Source organism: Vagococcus salmoninarum, from assembly GCF_003987495.1.
Taxonomy (GTDB): Bacteria; Bacillota; Bacilli; order Lactobacillales; family Vagococcaceae; genus Vagococcus_D; species Vagococcus_D salmoninarum.
In genome coordinates, this window is record NZ_NGJU01000008.1 from 93,059 (window position 1) to 110,983 (window position 17,925).

12 protein-coding genes are annotated in these 17,925 nt (G+C 38.7%); 10 read left to right on the plus strand and 2 right to left on the minus strand.

The genetic code is table 11. The annotated features are described in order from the left end of the window. The first annotated feature begins 18 nt into the window (after positions 1–18). The gene (locus CBF35_RS06815) at positions 19–1,788 is read left to right on the plus strand and encodes an oligopeptide ABC transporter substrate-binding protein (RefSeq protein WP_126779427.1); all 1,770 of its coding nucleotides are present in this window, start codon (positions 19–21) and stop codon (positions 1,786–1,788) included. 52 nt (positions 1,789–1,840) lie between these two features. Here CBF35_RS06815 and CBF35_RS06820 read toward each other — a convergent pair whose 3' ends face one another. Further along, positions 1,841–3,433 (minus strand): alpha/beta fold hydrolase, encoded by a 1,593-nt coding sequence (locus CBF35_RS06820; protein ID WP_126779476.1) that lies wholly within the window; start codon positions 3,431–3,433, stop codon positions 1,841–1,843. A 386-nt stretch (positions 3,434–3,819) separates the two neighbouring features. On the opposite strand from CBF35_RS06820, the gene CBF35_RS06825 reads away from it, so the two are divergent. The 4 genes from CBF35_RS06825 (at position 3,820) to CBF35_RS06840 (ending at position 11,455) form a co-directional block, all read left to right on the plus strand. Beyond that, positions 3,820–5,613 (plus strand): oligopeptide ABC transporter substrate-binding protein, encoded by a 1,794-nt coding sequence (locus CBF35_RS06825; RefSeq protein ID WP_126779429.1) that lies wholly within the window; start codon positions 3,820–3,822, stop codon positions 5,611–5,613. Between the two features lie 292 nt (positions 5,614–5,905). Further along, positions 5,906–7,693 (plus strand): oligopeptide ABC transporter substrate-binding protein, encoded by a 1,788-nt coding sequence (locus tag CBF35_RS06830; protein ID WP_126779431.1) that lies wholly within the window; start codon positions 5,906–5,908, stop codon positions 7,691–7,693. 81 nt (positions 7,694–7,774) lie between these two features. Then, positions 7,775–9,547, plus strand: coding sequence for an oligopeptide ABC transporter substrate-binding protein (locus tag CBF35_RS06835; protein WP_170174732.1), 1,773 nt, complete (start codon positions 7,775–7,777; stop codon positions 9,545–9,547). 234 nt (positions 9,548–9,781) lie between these two features. Further along, positions 9,782–11,455, plus strand: a complete 1,674-nt coding sequence (locus tag CBF35_RS06840; protein WP_126779478.1) for a peptide ABC transporter substrate-binding protein — start codon at positions 9,782–9,784, stop codon at positions 11,453–11,455. A gap of 56 nt (positions 11,456–11,511) precedes the next feature. Here CBF35_RS06840 and CBF35_RS06845 read toward each other — a convergent pair whose 3' ends face one another. After that, positions 11,512–11,859, minus strand: coding sequence for a DUF3899 domain-containing protein (locus tag CBF35_RS06845; RefSeq protein WP_126779435.1), 348 nt, complete (start codon positions 11,857–11,859; stop codon positions 11,512–11,514). A 131-nt stretch (positions 11,860–11,990) separates the two neighbouring features. On the opposite strand from CBF35_RS06845, the gene opp3b reads away from it, so the two are divergent. From opp3b to CBF35_RS06870, 5 genes are all read left to right on the plus strand, one after another. Further along, complete coding sequence (opp3b, locus tag CBF35_RS06850; RefSeq protein ID WP_126779437.1) at positions 11,991–12,935, plus strand: oligopeptide ABC transporter permease; 945 nt, start codon at positions 11,991–11,993, stop codon at positions 12,933–12,935. Beyond that, entirely contained in the window at positions 12,935–13,963 is a 1,029-nt protein-coding gene (locus CBF35_RS06855) for an ABC transporter permease (RefSeq protein WP_126779439.1), read from the plus strand. Before opp3b ends, CBF35_RS06855 begins: the two co-directional genes overlap by 1 nt. A 13-nt stretch (positions 13,964–13,976) precedes the next feature. Further along, positions 13,977–15,026, plus strand: a complete 1,050-nt coding sequence (locus tag CBF35_RS06860) for an ABC transporter ATP-binding protein (protein WP_126779441.1) — start codon at positions 13,977–13,979, stop codon at positions 15,024–15,026. Between the two features lie 16 nt (positions 15,027–15,042). Then, entirely contained in the window at positions 15,043–16,005 is a 963-nt protein-coding gene (locus CBF35_RS06865; protein ID WP_126779443.1) for an ABC transporter ATP-binding protein, read from the plus strand. 108 nt (positions 16,006–16,113) lie between these two features. Continuing rightward, positions 16,114–17,778 carry a peptide ABC transporter substrate-binding protein gene (locus tag CBF35_RS06870; RefSeq protein ID WP_126779445.1) on the plus strand — a complete coding sequence of 555 codons (1,665 nt, stop codon included), beginning with the start codon at positions 16,114–16,116 and terminating at the stop codon, positions 17,776–17,778. The last annotated feature ends 147 nt before the right edge of the window (positions 17,779–17,925 follow it).

Below are 17,925 nucleotides of genomic sequence, written 5' to 3' on the forward strand. Positions count from 1 at the left end.
AGGGGGAAGGAAAGAAGTATGAAGACAAAAAGAATTTTAAGTTTAGTAACGTTGGCAACTGTTGCAGCGTTAACACTAGCAGCTTGTGGCGGGGGCAACAAGTCTGGTGAAAACAAGGAAACTGAAACAGCCGATGTTTCAAAATTCCCGATTGCCGTTTCAAATGACAAAAAAGCAATCGACGGTGGTCAACTTGACGTTGCCGTAGTTATGGACACACAATTCCAAGGATTATTCTTATGGGAATTATATGAAGATAACTTCGATGCGCAATTCATGATGCCATCACACGAACAATTATTCACAACAGATGAAGACTTCGTTATTACTAATGACGGACCAGCTTCACTGGACTTAGACAATGAGAAAAAAATGGCAACAATCAAATTACAAAAAGACTTAGTTTGGTCTGATGGTGAGAAAGTCACTGTTGATGATTTAATTTACCCATATGAAATCATTGGTAATAAAGATTACACAGGTGTTCGTTACGATAATACTTTCACTAACATTGTTGGTATGGAAGAATTTAACAAAGGTAAAGCTGACACAATTTCTGGTATTAAAAAAGTTGATGATAAAACAATCACAATTGAATACAAAGAAATGAGCCCAAGCATGCAACAAGCTGGTGGTGGTGTTTGGACTTACGCTGCACCGAAACATGTCTTAAAAGACATTGCTCCAAAAGCCTTAGCTTCATCTGATGCTGTTCGTAAGAGCCCAGTTACTTTTGGTCCTTACAAAATGAACAAAATCGTTCCTGGTGAATCGGTTGAATACGTTCCAAACGAACACTACTACGGCGAAAAACCAAAATTAGATAAAATTGTTTTCTCTGGTATTCCATCTGCCTCAGCAGTTGAAGCGTTGAAAGCTAAAAAATACGATATCGCTCTTAAAATGGGAACTGATATCTACTCAACATATAAAGACTTAGAAGGTTATGAAAACTTAGGTCGTGAAGAGTTGTCATACACTTACATTGGCTTCAAATTAGGTAAATGGGACGGCGAAAAAGTCGTAAGTAACCCAGATGCTAAAATGGGCGACAAGAGCTTACGTCAAGCAATGGGCTATGCTGTGAACAACGATGAAGTTGGCGAGAAATTCTACAACGGCTTACGTTCAAACGCAACAACATTGATTCCACCAGTTTTCAAAACATTCCACAACACAGAAGTTGAAGGTTACTCACAAGACAAAGAAAAAGCGAAAAAATTATTAGCTGATGCTGGCTTTAAAGACGTTGACGGTGACGGCTTCGTTGAAGATAAAGACGGTAAACCATTAGTTATCAAATTTGCTTCAATGTCAGGTGGCGAAACTGCTCAACCTTTAGCAGATTACTACATGCAAGAATGGAATGACATTGGTTTAAATGTTGAATTATCAACAGGTCGTTTAATCGACTTCCAAGCATTCTATGACAAACTTAAAAATGATGATCCAGAAATCGACGTTTTCCAAGGAGCTTGGGGAACAGGTAACGACCCATCACCAACAGGTCTTTACGGTTCTAACTCATTCTTTAACCACGGACGTTTCTCTTCTGAAGAAAACGATGCGTTATTAAAAGACATCGATTCAGAAAAATCATTTGATCCAGAATTCCGTAAAGCTGCTTTCGATAAATGGCAAGCTTACGCTGCTGACGAAGCTTTCGTTATTCCAACACTTTACCGTAATGAAATTTTACCAGTTCATGAACGTGTAACAGGATTTGACTGGAGCCACATTAACTTTAGCGCCTTTGCTAATGTTGGTGTTTCAGCTGAAAAAAGATAATTAAGTAAAATCCCTCTTCTAGGAGTTATTTCCTAGAAGGGGGATTTTTGTTTTAAAAAACTTTTCTTTTAAGAGAGCATCCTAAGCTAACTAATAACAGACCTATTAACAAAGGGATAACTGAAGTTGTTTCACCTGTTTTAGGCAAGTCTTTAGAAGGTGACTGGCTACTATTTGTGCTTCTAACATTACTAGAAGAACTTGTTTCAACAGTTGAATCAGAACTACTAATGATTGGTGGTGTACTGTCTGAGTCCAGTGGCAGGTCGGTTTTTGTAAATATTAAAGTATGCTCTTGATCACTTTCACCAAAGATAAATTCAGTTTGGCTTGCCTCAGATAAGTCGTATCCTGGAATAACAGGTAATTCAATCTGATAGGCTTCAAAAGCCCGACCTCTTTTGAGAAGTGGTTCATGAAGTTCTAGCCCGTTACTATCATGAAAATAAATCATATCTGTAATTATTTCTTGAAAACCAGGTTGTTCGCCACTAAATAAGCCGAGGTAGTTTTTAAGAGTTGTTAGATAATTGCTGCGATTGTAATGAATACTACCGATATGATTCCCACTTGTTCCATCCCAGAGGTGTTTTTTCTCGCTTGCAGTGGCATTGAAGATGATTTCTTGAGAGCTGTAGGGGATAAAGCTATCATCTCGACTGTGAATTAAGCCAATGGGAACAGTCGCTTTTTTTACTTGATTAACTGCTGAAGCGGTTCGCATTGAAAAACCAAGCTCGGCTTGAAGACGTTTGTCTATTAGTGGCAAAGCCAAATTGAGATTTTCCTCAGTTAAACCCAACCATTCACCGATTTCTGATGGGTTGTTAGTAATTATTTGACTAATGTAAGTTAGTTGATCAGTCAGGGAAGTAAAAGCTGAGTCGGCGATAATACCTTTAACATTACTTGGTAATTCTTCGCCAGCAGCCATTAAAACAGTTGCGGCTCCCATTGACAATCCGTGAAGAATGATATCACTATCAGCCGAGGTTTTTGTAATCACTGAATTGATCCATTCTCGATAGTTGTTTTTTTCTAGCCAGCCGAAATCAATTAACTGACCGGGAGATTTCCCGTGTGCGTTAGCGTCCGGTGCCAAAATATTGTACCCTAAATCATAATACAATTTAGCCCAAGGCCCAACTAAATTTGCATTTCCTCGATAACCATGGGCAATAATAACTGTTTTGTCGCTAGTCGGGTGTTTTAAGAAAAAGGCTTGATTCCCATTAGCCAAGACTAATGTTTCTTTTGAAGCTTGCTCAAACCAAGCGAGGTCCGTTAAATATTGCGGGTCATTAGACATTGGTGCGTTAAAATCCACCCCAAGAACTTGCCATAAAAAAGCGCCTTCTTTTTTGTTAAAGGCAAAAGAATACAATAAGTTAGCGATGTGGTTTGGCGTGATCTTATCACTACTATCTATATCCATAGCTGTTAGAAGAAGTTCTTTTTGTTTTAATAATTCATCAGTATCTTCTTTTTCAATTGCTTCAATTTGCGAACTTGTTGTAGCAGTATCTTCTTGAATTGAACTTGAGGTTACAGAGTTTTCTGGAAAAATAGTTTCTGCCAAGGTGATAGAGCTGTTAATGATTAATAAAATAACTAATACAAAGATTGACTGACTTATTTTTCTCATAGGATAAATTCCTACTTTCTTTAGTTTGTTGTGATAAAGGATTAAAAAAGCTTTTAGTTCATCATTTTCATAAACACCCCCTTTAAATAAAATATAACAAAAATTTAGTTTATTGTATAGCTGTATCGTAAAAAAGAACTATATTTTATAAATATCAGATTATGAGTGAAATATGAGAAAATGAACCAATTGAACAAAATATACCGAGTGAATTATCTGAATATTTCCCTTATTTGACACAATAAAACGTTTACTTGATAAAAAAACAGAGAAAAAGCATAAAATGATTGCAATTAAATGAGAATTCGTATAATATAATCAATACAGAGTCTAATTTGTTTTTAATGATTCGAAAGTTTATTGTTTATTAAGAGGGGGACAAATGTATGGAAAAGAAAAGAATTTTAGGTTTACTGACAATGGCGACAGTGGCAACACTTACACTAGCAGCCTGTGGTTCAGGTGGCGACAAAGGTAAAGACAAAGGCAAAGACAATGCCGAAACAGCCACAGAAGATGTATCTAAGTTTCCGATTGTTGCTAGTAACACTGACAAGGCAATCGAAGGCGGCACATTAGACGTAGCTGTTGTTACTGATACTCAATTCAAAGGCTTATTCCTTTGGGAGTTATACCAAGATGCTTATGATGATCACTTCATGAGACCTTCTCATGAAACATTATTCTCTACTGACGAAGATTTCGTTATTACGAATGATGGGCCAGTTAAAATGGACTTAGACCAAGATAAAAACTTAGTCACTTTAACGTTAAACAAAGACGTTAAATGGTCAGACGGTGAAAAATTATCTGTTGAGGATATTATGTATTCTTACGACATCATCGGTCATAAAGACTATACAGGGATTCGTTATGACGAAACCTTTACTAATATTATCGGGATGGACGAGTACCATGCTGGTAAATCTGATACTATTTCAGGAATTAAAAAAGTTGACGATAAAACAATTACCATCGAATACAAAGAAGTTAGCCCAACGATGTTACAAGCTGGTGGTGGTGTTTGGAGTTATGCCGCACCGAAACATGTCTTAAAAGACATTCCAGTGAAAGATTTAGAATCATCAGATGCTGTTCGTAAGTCACCTGTGACTTTTGGTCCATACAAAATGAGCAAAATCACACCAGGTGAATCTGTTGAATACACACCTAACGAGCACTACTATGGTGAAAAACCAAAACTAGAAAAAATTGTCTTCAGTTCAGTACCAGACGCCTCAATTGTTGAAGCCTTAAAAGCTAAAAAATATGACATGGTTCTGTCAATGAGCACTGACACTTACCCGACATACAAGGACTTAGAAGGCTACGAAGTTTTAGGTCGTGAGCAAATGTCTTATACTTACTTAGGTTTCAAACTAGGTAAATGGGACAAAGAAAGCAACTCAGTTAAGATGGATGAAAATTCAAAAATGGCTGATAAGAGCTTACGTCAAGCCATGGGTTACGCAGTTGACAATGACGTCGTAGGAGAAAAATTCTACAATGGTTTACGTTCAAATGCTTCAACACTAATCCCACCAGTCTTTAAATCATTCCACAATGATAAAGCTGAAGGTTACACTCAAGACCAAGAAAAAGCGAAGAAATTACTAGCTGATGCTGGTTACAAAGATACTGACGATGATGGTTTTGTTGAAGATAAAGAGGGGAAACCATTAGTCATCAAATTTGCTTCAATGTCAGGTGGCGAAACTGCTCAACCATTAGCAGATTACTATATGCAAGAATGGAAAGCGATTGGCTTAAATGTTGAATTATCAACTGGCCGTCTAATTGATTTCCAAGCTTTCTATGACAAATTAGAAAATGATGATCCTGAAATTGATATTTATCAAGGAGCTTGGAGTACAGGGTCTGACCCATCACCATCAGGCTTATATGGTAGAACATCACCATTTAACTACTCACGTTTTGCTTCTGAAGAAAATGACAAAATGTTAAAAGACATCAACTCGAAAAAATCATTTGATCCAGAATTCCGTAAAAAAGCCTTCGATGACTGGCAAGAATATGCCGTAGAAGAAGCCTTTGTTATACCAACCCTTTACCGAAATGAAACAATGCCTTTAAACACTCGTGTAACTGGCTGGGATTGGCACCAAACACTAAATGATAACCCTTGGGCATCAATTGGTGTAACAGCGGAAAAACGTTAAATAAATAAGTAAACAACTTAGCAGAAATTTTGCTAAGTTGTTTTTTTTTGCACTTAAGCAAAAAAAGTGAAATCCGCTGACAAAGATCGTTTGGAATCAGCTAATTGACATAAGTTTAATAATCGCTTGAAGATGTTTTGGTGTGACTCTTAAAAGGTTGATTTAATCACGTTTGTCAGCTTAAAAACTAGTTTTATTTGTTGATTTAGATTAAAAAATACTTTAGTATGGAGATAATATTTTAACGGAATTTTAATGTTGCCTTTGGTCAAAATGGAAGGAGTGGAGAACTATGAAACACCTCATAAAAAAAGTTGGGCTGTTGTTGATTTTAAGCTTAGTCATTGCCGGTTGTCGTAACACCACTCAGGAAGCTGATGAGCCAGCTGAAGATGCCGCTATTGTTGTTGATATTAACCAATTTCCAATTGTTGTCTCAAACCAAGAGCCACCAATTGAAGGAGGGGTGATGGAAGTCGCCATTGTCACTGATACGCAGTTTGTTGGTCTTTTTTCACCAGCTTTAAACACTGATTTTTTTGATCGTTCCTTTATGTCCCCAGCGAATGAAGGGCTCTTTTCTTTTGACGAAGATTTTTTAATAACAAATGATGGGGTCGTCGCCTTAGACTTTGATCAAGAGGCGAAACAAGCCACTTTAACAATCCAGAAAGAAGCAGCCTGGTCTGACGGAGAGCCACTAAAAGCAGCTGATATTATTTACGCTTATGAAATTATAGGTCATCCAGATTATACAGGGGTTCGCTATGATACTCACCAACGCAACATCGTCGGAATTGAAGAATATCATGCCGGCGAGGCTGATTCTATTAGTGGGATTGAAGAAATCGATGAAAAAACTGTCCGAATTACTTACCAAGAAGTCAGTCCGACAATGCTTCAGTCAGGTGGTGGAATCTGGGGGACAGCGGAACCAAAACATCATTTAGGGGATATTCCGATTAAAGAGTTGGAATCTTCTAATCAAGTCCGTAAGACACCCCTTCATTTTGGACCCTATGCCATGAGTAACGTCGTTCCAGGAGAATCAGTGGAACTCATACCTAATGAGCATTACTACGGCTCTCAGCCCCATTTAGAGAAGATTGTCATTAACAGTGTCCCTCAAGCTACGATCGTTGAAGCTTTACGAGCGAAAAGTTATGATTTAGTCATTTCCATGCCTCCAGATGTTTATCCAACTTACCAAGAATTACCAGGTTATGAAATTTTAGGACGGGAAGATTTAGCCTATACTTACTTTGGCTTTAAACTAGGAACTTGGGATGAAGAGACAAGTGAAGTTAACTATGACCCTCAGTCAAAAATGGCCAGTCGCGAGTTACGACAGGCGATGATGTATGCTTTAGACTTAGATTTAGTTAGTGAACGGTTTTATTATGGCATTCGCACCCGAGCCACGAGTTTGATTATTCCAACTTTCGGAAGTGTTCATAACGATCAGCTAGCAGGTTATCCTCAAGATCAAGAAAAGGCTCGCCAACTTTTAGCAGAGGCAGGTTATGTTGATGTAACTGGTGATGGTTATGTGGAAGACCCCGATGGTGCACCTTTGACGATTAATTTCTTAATTAGAGAAGGTGGCGAAACCGCCCAACCCTTAGCAGATTATTATATTCAAGAATGGGCTGAAATCGGTTTACGAGTCGAATTATCTGGCGGACGGTTAGCTGATTTTAACGCGATGTATGATAAGATTCGTAACGATGACCCGGACATTGATATTTTCGATGCAGCTTGGTCAACGGGAACGGCCCCCTCACCAACAAGTTTTTATAGTCGCCAAGCAAATTTTAATTTTTCCCGTTATGCAAGTGAGGAACATGATCAATTACTTGCAGACATTGATTCGGCAGAGTCTTTTGACGTTGGTCACCGGAAAGCGGCATTTGATAAGTGGCAAGCCTTTGCTGAGGCAGAAGCTTATGTTGTGCCTTCCTTATTTAGAAATGCACTAATGCCAGTTCATGAAAGAGTCACTGGTTGGGATTGGCAGCATATTAATCGTGACGGTATTAACTGGGGAAACGTTGGTTTAAGTTCTGAGACTCGCGATTAAAAAGTTGACAAAATCAACTTTAATCAAACTTTGTTGCTGGATTTTAGTGAGTTGTTAAAGTCAGTGAAAGGGTGATTGATGATGAAAAAAAGTAAGTTAAAAGCAGTAGGATTAAGCCTCGTAAGTCTCTTTGTTTTAAGTGCCTGTCAAGGTGGGCAGCAGACCCAAGAAGAGGCCGATCCAGTGGATGTTTCAGCCTTACCGATTGTCGTTAGTAATACAGATGAGCCAATTGAAGGTGGCACCTTAGACGTTGGAATGGTGACAGACTCAGCTTTTACAAACATGTTATACCTTGAATTTTCTTCTGATACTTATGATGGTCAACTAATGGGGCCAATTAGAGAAGGAATCTTTAGTGCCGATGAAAACTTCGGTATTACTGATGAAGGCATCGTCAAAATGGATTTAGATGTTGAGGGCAGAAGTGTAACCTTAAGGATTCAAGAAGAAGTCAGATGGTCAGACGGAACAGACTTAACAGCAGATGACCTAATTTATTCTTATGAAGTCTTAGGTCATCCAGACTATCCAGGTGTGAGATTCACTGAGGAAGTTAGAAATGTTGTTGGGATCGAAGAGTATCACAATGGGGATGTTGATAGTATTTCCGGGATTACTAAAGTAGATGACCAGACCATCACGATTGAGTACAAAGAAGTTAACCCTGGTCACTTGCAATTAGGTGGTGGTATTTGGAATGGAGCCTTACCAAAACATTACTTAGAACACTTAGAAGTCTCAGAAATGGAAGCCTCAGATGAAGTTCGTTTACAGCCTGTCCACTACGGCCCTTATGTCGTAGAGACTGTGACACCAGGGGAGGCAATAACTTATGTTCCTAATGAGCATTACTACGGTGGTACCCCTAACTTAGAGAATATTCGGATAAGTGTCGTGCCAGATACATCAATCGTTGAGGCTTTAAAAGTCCAAGATTATGATATTGTCTTGTCGATGCCCACGGGTAACTATGATGTCTATAGTGTCATTCCTAATTACGAATATTTAGGACGATTGGACTACGCTTACACATACTTAGGTTTTAAGCTAGGAACCTTGAATGAAGAAACAGGTGAAGTTGAACCAAATGAGTCAGCAAAAATGGCGAATAAAAACTTACGTCAAGCGATGGGCTACGCCCTTGACAACGACGGTGTTGCTGAAAGATTTTACCATGGCTTACGATCCCGAGGGACAACTCTTATTCCACCGGTCTTTCCAGTCTTTCATGATGAGAGCCAACTTGGATTCCCTCAAGATAAAGAGAAAGCCCGAGAGCTATTAGCTGAAGCTGGCTATGAAGATGTCACAGGGGATGGCTTTGTTGAAGATCCTGAGGGGAACGAACTAGTCATTAACTTTGCTAGTATGTCAGGTGGTGGAGACATTGCCCAACCAATGACGGAAAATTATATTCAAGAATGGGCAGATGTCGGATTAAATGTTGAATTAGCCACAGGACGTCTAATTGATTTTCAATCTTTTTACGATAAGTTGAAAGCCGATGATCCAGAAATTGATATTTTTGAAGCCGCCTGGGCGACCGGGGCAGAACCAAGTCCTGGGAAGTTTTACGGTCGTAATGCGGCATTTAATTACACTCGCTATGCTTCCGAAGAACATGACGAGTTGTTACAAAAAATTAACTCGAAAGAAGCCTTTGATTTAGAGTATCGTAAAACAGCCTTTGCTGACTGGCAAAGTTATGCTAATGAGCAAGCTTATGTGATACCAACTTTGTATCGTAATGCTATCCTGCCAGTTCATAATCGGGTGACAGGTTGGGATTGGAACTATCACACTGAAAATAACTGGTTAACAGTCGGTGTCACAACGGAATCCCGTGATTAAAAAAGAGCTTAAATTAGTTAATTCTAATTTAAGCTCTTTTATTTCTGTGTAAACAGAAGAGACTCTGAGAAGAACTCTTGTTTTAAAGGTTGTTTAAATGGTCTTTCGGTCTATCTGGTGAAAAAATAGACATAAAATGATTGCAATTAGATGAGGAATGTTATACTATATTAATTAAATTGTTTGTGTATTCTAATTGTATTTTAATAGTCAAAAGGGGGAAACAACATGAAAATGAAAAAGTTAGTTTATTTTGGTTTCGTATCAGCTTTAGCCCTAACATTAGCGGCTTGTGGCGGTACAGATAAAGGCGCAACAGATACGTCGAAAAGTAAGGATGCGGAAACAACGGATTTAGCAGCGGAGCAAACTTTTACTGTGATTGAACAGCAAGAGATGCCGACAGCCGATCCATCTTTAGCAACAGACGTTATTGGAGCACGTGCGATTACGAATACTTATGAAGGTCTTTATCGTTTAGATTTAGAAAGCCAACCGCAACCTGCTGGAGCAGAAGAATTTGCTGAAGTCAGTGAAGATGGTTTAACTTATAAATTTAAATTACGGAAAGAATCAAAATGGTCTAATGGTGACCCTGTGACTGCCAAAGACTACGTATTCTCTTGGCAACGGACAGTTGACCCAGAAACAGCCTCAGAATACGCGTCAATCTTCTCACCAGTTAAAAATGCTGTGGCAATTACCGCTGGCGATAAAGAGAAAAGCGAACTAGGAATTAAAGCAATTAGTGATTACGAACTAGAAGTCACGTTAGAAAAACCAGTCCCATATTTCGATTACTTATTAGCCTTCAAACAATACTTCCCGCAAAATCAAAAAGTCGTTGAAGAGTTTGGCAAAGACTTTGCCACAACAAGTGAAAAAGCGGTCTATAACGGACCATTCACTTTAGCTGAATTTGATGGACCAGGAACAGATGGCGAGTGGGCTTACGTTAAAAACGAAGAATATTGGGACAAAGACACAGTTAAATTAGACCGAATCGACGTAAAAGTGATTAAAGAAGCCTCAACTGGTTTGAACTTATACCAAGACGGTCAAATCGAAGATGCGATTTTAACTGGTGAGTTAGCTCAACAAATGGCTGAAGATCCTGAATTAGTCATTGAGAAATTAGCAAGTACCTTCTACTTAGAATTAAACCAAATTAAAGCAGATTCACCATTTAAAAATGTGAACTTACGTAAAGCGATTGCTTATTCAATCGATCGTGATGCTTTAGCAACTCAAATCTTAGGTGACGGTTCTGTTGCTTCAAGAGGTTTAGTGCCAGCAGAGATGTCATTTAATCCAGATACGAAAAAAGACTTCGCTGAAGAAGGTGGCAACTACTTAGAACATGATGCTGACAAAGCCAAAGAGTATTGGGCTAAAGCTAAAGAAGAGTTGAAAGTTGATAAATTAACAATCGATTTACTCTCATCTGATACAGATTCATCTAAAAAAGTCGTTGAATACATTCAAGGTGTCGTGAAAGAAAACTTAGAAGGTGTGACAGTGAACGTTAGTCCTGTACCTTTTGCTGTTCGTCTAGAACGTAGTAACAAAGGAGACTTCGATATGGTTTTAGGTGGCTGGAGTGGTGATTACACTGATCCGATTACCTTTATCGAATTATTTATGAAAGAAGGCTCTTATAACCGTGGTAAATACTTTAATGAAGCCTACGATAAAGAAGCCCTAGAATCAGCCACAACAAATGTTAGTGATCCAGCGAAACGTTGGGCGAACTTACAAGCTGCTGAAAAATTAATTATGGATGACATGGGTGTCGTGCCATTGTACCAAAAAGCTGAAGCTCATTTAAGAACAGCAAAAATCAAAGATGTGGCAATTCATCCTGCGGGAGCACACTATGATTACAAATGGGCTTACAAAGTTGATTAGTACCTCGTAATACACGAAAACCTATAACCCTGAAAAAGGTTATAGGTTTTTTAAAATCATGGGATGAAAAAAAGTAACAAGACTGCAATGATCAAATAAAAAGCAGCTACACTCAACCAGTAAATCGGTTGTTTTGAGAAAATTTCAGAAGTTTTTACATAATCTTTTGGTTCGTTGCTTTTCCGCCGGGCTAAGGCGGCTTTCAGATTTGCTTGGAAGTTGTCGAAGAAACCAGAGATAAAGATCCCTATAAAAGCAGCAATCATTAAAAAGACGATACCTATCATGAAGAAGCTATTGGAAACACTAAGAATAGTTAGCTCTTTTTTGAATAGTAGTAAGTAAAGAAGGGTGATACTAGTAATTGCTAGAACACTAGCGCTAAATTTCTTTATTAATGTCATCGGATGAACTCGCTTTGTTTTAGATTTAATCAGAGTGTTTAAGTTAAAAGCTCTAATTAGTTATGATACTCATAACTTTAATGGATTTACCAATAGTTGTCAAAATAATAGTGAAAGTCGAGGTTTTAACTGTGAAAAACTTTTCTAAGTATTTTCTGAAAAGAGTTGGATTTATGTTAATCACACTGTGGTTAATTACGACCCTAACTTTTTTCTTAATGAAATCAATTCCCGGATCACCCTATGTCAATCAAGAAAAACTAAGCCCAGAACAAATTGAAATGCTGAATAAACAAGCTGGCTTAGATAAACCTGACATTGTTCAATACGGTATTTACATGAAAAATATTGCTAAATTAGATTTTGGAACATCTTTCCAATTCAAAAACCAACCGGTATCTAAATTACTTGTTAATCGGATTGGACCCTCATTACAATTAGGGATTCAAGCAATTATCTTAGGAACTTTCGTCGGGATTATTTTAGGCTTAATTGCCGCCATGAAACAAAACACGTGGATTGATACAGGGGCAACCTTGATTGCAATTTTAGGTCGTTCAATTCCTAACTTTGTTTTCGCCGTCCTACTACAATACGTCTTTGCGATTAAATTAAAAATCTTACCAATCGCCATGTGGAACCAAGGTTTCGCTTCAACGATTTTACCGACAATGGCTCTGGCCATGTCGCCTTTAGCTGACTCTGCCCGCTTCATTAGAACAGAGATGGTTGAAGTCTTAAGTACTGACTATATCGAGTTAGCTAGAGCCAAAGGGTTAAGCCGTTGGCAAGTTGCTTTCCGTCATGGCTTAAGAAACAGTTTAATTCCGTTGATTACGTTATTAGGCCCCTTAGCCGTGGCTTTAATGACAGGATCTTTAGTTGTTGAAAATATCTTTGCCATTCCCGGAATTGGTGAGCAGTTTGTTAAGTCAATCATTACGAACGACTACCCAACCATTATGGCAGTTACAATTTTATTCTCAACGATGTTAGTGACAGTTATCTTAATTGTTGATTTATTATATGGTTTAATCGATCCAAGAATTCGCGTATCAGGAGGTGGCAAAAGCTAATGGAACAAATCGATATTAAACAATTACCAGCAGATAGTTTTGAACCTTTAGATACGTCATCTAATTTAGAACGGGAGCGGATTGCCGCACCGTCACTAAACTTTTTACAAGATTCATGGCGTCGTCTGAAGAAAAATAAAGGCGCAGTCATTTCTTTAGTCATTTTATGTTTAGTGACATTGATTGCTTTTGGTTCAATTTGGTTATCACCTCACGATCCAACGAAACAAAACATTGAGTTTATTAACTTGCCACCAAAAATTCCTGGTGTGAACATTAATGGTTTCAACGGAACAGCCGTTGTGGCTAATAAACGAGTCGATAAATACGCCATGGCAAAAGTTCCAGATGATGTTCGCTTCTATTTAGGAACAGATGGCCTAGGCCGTGATTTATTATCCCGCTTATTAATGGGCACCCGAGCATCACTGATGATTGCTTTTATAGCAGCCTTTCTTGATTTAACTTTCGGTGTGACTTACGGTATGATTTCGGGGATGAAAGGTGGCCGAACGGATAACATCATGCAGCGGATCTTAGAAGTCCTCTCAGGCATTCCAAACTTAGTTGTGATGATTTTGATGTTAACGATTTTCAAACCAGGAATGCTCTCAATTATCTTAGCGATGGTTATTACCGGCTGGATTACAATGGCGCGGATTGTCCGGGCTCAAACCTTGAAAATCAAAGACCAAGAATATGTCTTAGCAGCGACTACTTTAGGGGAATCCCAAAAGAAAATTGCCATCAAACATATTTTACCGAATATCTCTAGTGTCATTATCGTGCAAATGATGTTTAGTATTCCCTCAGCGATTTTCTTTGAAGCCTTCTTAAGCTTTATCGGTCTTGGTTTAACGCCGCCAGCCTCATCTTTAGGGATGCTTTTAAGTGAAGGGTATAAAACCTTCCGCTTCTTGCCACACTTAATGTGGGCACCAGCAGTTGTACTATCAGTTATTATGATTTGTTTTAACTTATTAGCCGATGGCATGCGTGATGCCTTCGATCCAAAAATGAATGATTAGAATGGGTGAGAGAATGGAAAAAGTATTAGAAGTTAAAGATCTACATATTTCATTTGATACTTTCGCAGGTAAAGTTCACGCCATTCGTGGTGTCAGCTTTGACTTGAGAAAAGGGGAAACACTAGCGATTGTTGGTGAGTCCGGTTCTGGTAAATCAGTTACAACCCGCAGTATTATGCGCCTATTATCAAATAATGCTAATATCGATCAAGGTCAAATCCTTTTCAAAGGAGAAGACTTAGTTAAAAAATCTGAAAAAGCCATGCAACAAATTCGGGGAAAAGACATTGCGATGATCTTCCAAGATCCAATGACATCCCTTGATCCAACGATGAATATTGGTAATCAAGTAGCAGAATCTTTAAGAAAACATAAAAAGATCTCGAAAAAAGACGCCTTAGCTAGTGCTTTAGAGTTATTGCGTTTAGTCGGAATCCCAAATGCAGAACAACGCTTAAAAAATTATCCCCATCAGTTTTCTGGTGGTCAACGTCAACGGATCGTAATTGCGATTGCATTGATTTGTTACCCCGAAGTTTTAATTGCTGATGAACCGACAACAGCTTTAGACGTGACAATTCAAGCACAAATCATTGATTTGATGAAAGAAATTCAACAAAAAATTGCCACATCGATTATTTTTATTACCCATGACTTAGGGGTCGTTGCCAACGTGGCAGATCGAGTAGCCGTGATGTACGGTGGGCGGATTATTGAAGTCGGCACGGCTGACGAAATTTTCTACAATCCACAACATCCTTATACTTGGGGATTGTTAAGCTCAATGCCGACCTTAGATACAAAGGGCCAAGAGCTTTATGCGATTCCTGGTTCACCACCGGATTTGCTAGATCCGCCAACTGGGGATGCCTTTTATCCTCGGAATGAATTTGCAATGAAAATTGACACCGAACAAGCACCACCTTTGTTTAAAGTCTCTGAGACTCATCAAGCGGCTACTTGGTTATTAGCACCAGGCGCACCAAAAGTCACGCCACCGGCGGAAATTCAACGTCGTTGGAAGATTTATCAAAGTAAAAACCAACCAGTAGGTAGTTTATAGAGAGGAGCTAATGAACATGAATGCCGGATTAACGAAAGATAAAAAAATCTTAGAAGTTGAAAATTTAAAACAATATTTTAATGTGGGCCGAACAGATGAAGTCAAAGCTGTTGATGGCATTAGTTTTTCAATCTATGAAGGAGAAACCTTTGGCCTAGTGGGAGAATCAGGTTGTGGTAAGTCAACGACTGGTCGCAGCATTATCCGCCTCTATGATCCAACCTCAGGCAAGATTGAATTTGACGGTGAAGACATTAGTGGGATTAAGGGACGAGAAAATCTGCAACGTTTTCGTCAAGAAGTTCAAATGATTTATCAAGATCCCTATGCGTCATTAAATCCACGGATGAAAGTCAAAGACATCATTGCTGAAGGCATTGATATTCATAAATTAGCTAAAGATGATACTGATCGTGAAAAACAAGTCAACGACTTATTAGAAACAGTTGGTCTGAATAAAAGCCATGGCACTCGTTACCCTCATGAGTTCTCAGGTGGACAACGTCAACGGATTGGGATTGCCCGAGCCTTAGCAGTTCAACCGAAGTTCATCATTTGTGATGAGCCAATCTCAGCCTTAGATGTGTCAATTCAAGCTCAAGTCGTTAACTTATTACAAGAGCTCCAAGAACAAAAGAAATTGACTTACTTATTTATTGCCCATGATTTATCAATGGTGAAATACATTAGTGACCGCATCGGTGTCATGTACTACGGTAAGATGGTTGAAATTGGTAAAGCAGAAGAGGTCTATAACTACGGACTTCACCCTTACACGGAAAGTTTGTTATCAGCGATTCCTTTACCAGACCCTGACTATGAAAAAAGCCGTCAACGGATTACTTACACCCCAGCACCAGCTGATGATCAAGTGAGAGAGTTGCGAGAAATTGCGCCTGAACACTTTATCTACTGCAGTGAAGCAGAAGTTGTTGGTTACCAAGAAAAATTAGCAGCAAAAAAAGCAGCAAACGTTTAAACAAATAGCCTAAGGGCAGGTAAAACTGCCCTTTTACTACAAAATAAATAGTCTGAAAATTTAGTTAATTCTGAAAATAAGAGACAAGAGAATGTGAGGATGAATCAAATGAATCAAAAGAAATGGTTGAAAATGGGAATGGTCTTAATGGCCCCTCTAGTATTATTGGCAGCGTGTGGGCCGGCAAAAGAAGCGGGGAAAGATCAAGAGCAAGAGGCAACGAAAACGGAGCAAGTTTTCCGAACGATTGTTAATCAAGAAATGCCAACAGCGGACTTATCTTTAAGTAATGATGTTATTAGTTCGACAGCTTTAAATAGTGTCTATGAAGGACTTTACCGTTTCAATGCAGAAGGTAAGGCCGAACCCGCTGGGGCAGCAGAAGAAGCTGTTGTTAGCGAAGATGGCTTAACTTATAAATTTAAATTACGTGAAGATGCTAAATGGTCTGACGGTGAACCAGTGACCGCTGCTGATTACGTCTATTCGTGGCAACGTGGGGCTAATCCTGAGACTGGGGCAGAATATGCTTTCTTCTTCGGCAACGTCGCTAACGGCGAAGCAATTACCGCTGGGGACAAACCAGTCAGTGATTTAGGGATTAAAGCTGTTGGGGATTATGAATTAGAAATTACCTTAGCGAAACCAACCCCTTATTTTGATTATTTGTTAGCCTTTTCAACCTTTGCACCACAACGTCAAGACATTGTTGAAAAATTTGGGAAAGACTATGCTACAACAAGTGACAACGCCGTCTACAATGGCCCTTTTACGTTAACTGGTTTTGATGGTCCTGGTATCGATACTGAGTGGGCTTACGAAAAAAATCCTGAATATTGGGATCAAGAAACAGTTAAGTTAGACAAAATCCAAGTTAACGTGGCGAAAGAGTCTTCAACGGCCCTTAACTTATACCAAGATGGTCAAGCAGATGACGTGCTATTATCAGGTGAGTTAGCTCATCAAATGGCTGAAGATCCCGAATTTGTCTCTGATAAAAAAGCTGCAACTATGTATTTAGAAATGAACCATAAAAAAGCCGATTCACCTTTTAAAAATGAAAACTTCCGTAAAGCAATCTCTTACGCGATTAACCGGGAAGCCATTGCTAACGATATCTTAGGAGACGGTTCGATTGTACCAACAGGCCTAGTTCCTTCAGGGATTAAGTTAAACATCGATGGTGAAGAGAAAGAATTCGCTAAAGATTCAGGGAATCACTTAGAATACAGTCCTGAAAAAGCGAAAGAGTTTTGGAAAAAAGCCCAAGCAGAACTTGGCAAAAAAGAATTAACTTTTGATCTATTAACTGCTGATAGTGATGGAGCGAAAAAAGTCGCTGAATACATCCAAGGGGTAGTCACTGAAACTTTAGAAGGTGTTAGTGTCACTGTTAGTCCAGTAACTTTTGCAATCAGAATCGAACGGGGCATGAAGAATGACTTCGACATGTTAAACTCTGGCTGGAATGCTGATTACGCTGATCCAAGTAGCTTTATCGATCTGTTTGAAACAGGTATTTCATACAACCAAGGGAAATACTCAAACCCTGAGTACGACAAGTTAGTTAAATCAGCGTCAGTTGACAATGCTACAAAACCAGCGGAACGTTGGGCAGACATGTTAGCAGCTGAGAAAATCTTACTTGATGAAGCAGGTTTGATCCCTCTTTACCAAAAAGCTGAAGCACATTTAAGAAGCGCTAAAATCAAAGGTGTCGTCGTTAACTCGGCTGGCGCCCAGTATGATTACAAATGGGCTTATATTGAATAATAAGTATTAAAAATGAGTGAGTTAATGGAACAGTAAACTTTGAGAAAAGTTTACTGTTTTTTGGTTTAAGTCTCATTAAAATTGGGAATAGTATCTGAATAACTTTAAAAAATAGTAATTTAAAGATGTTTATTTCGAACATTGTTT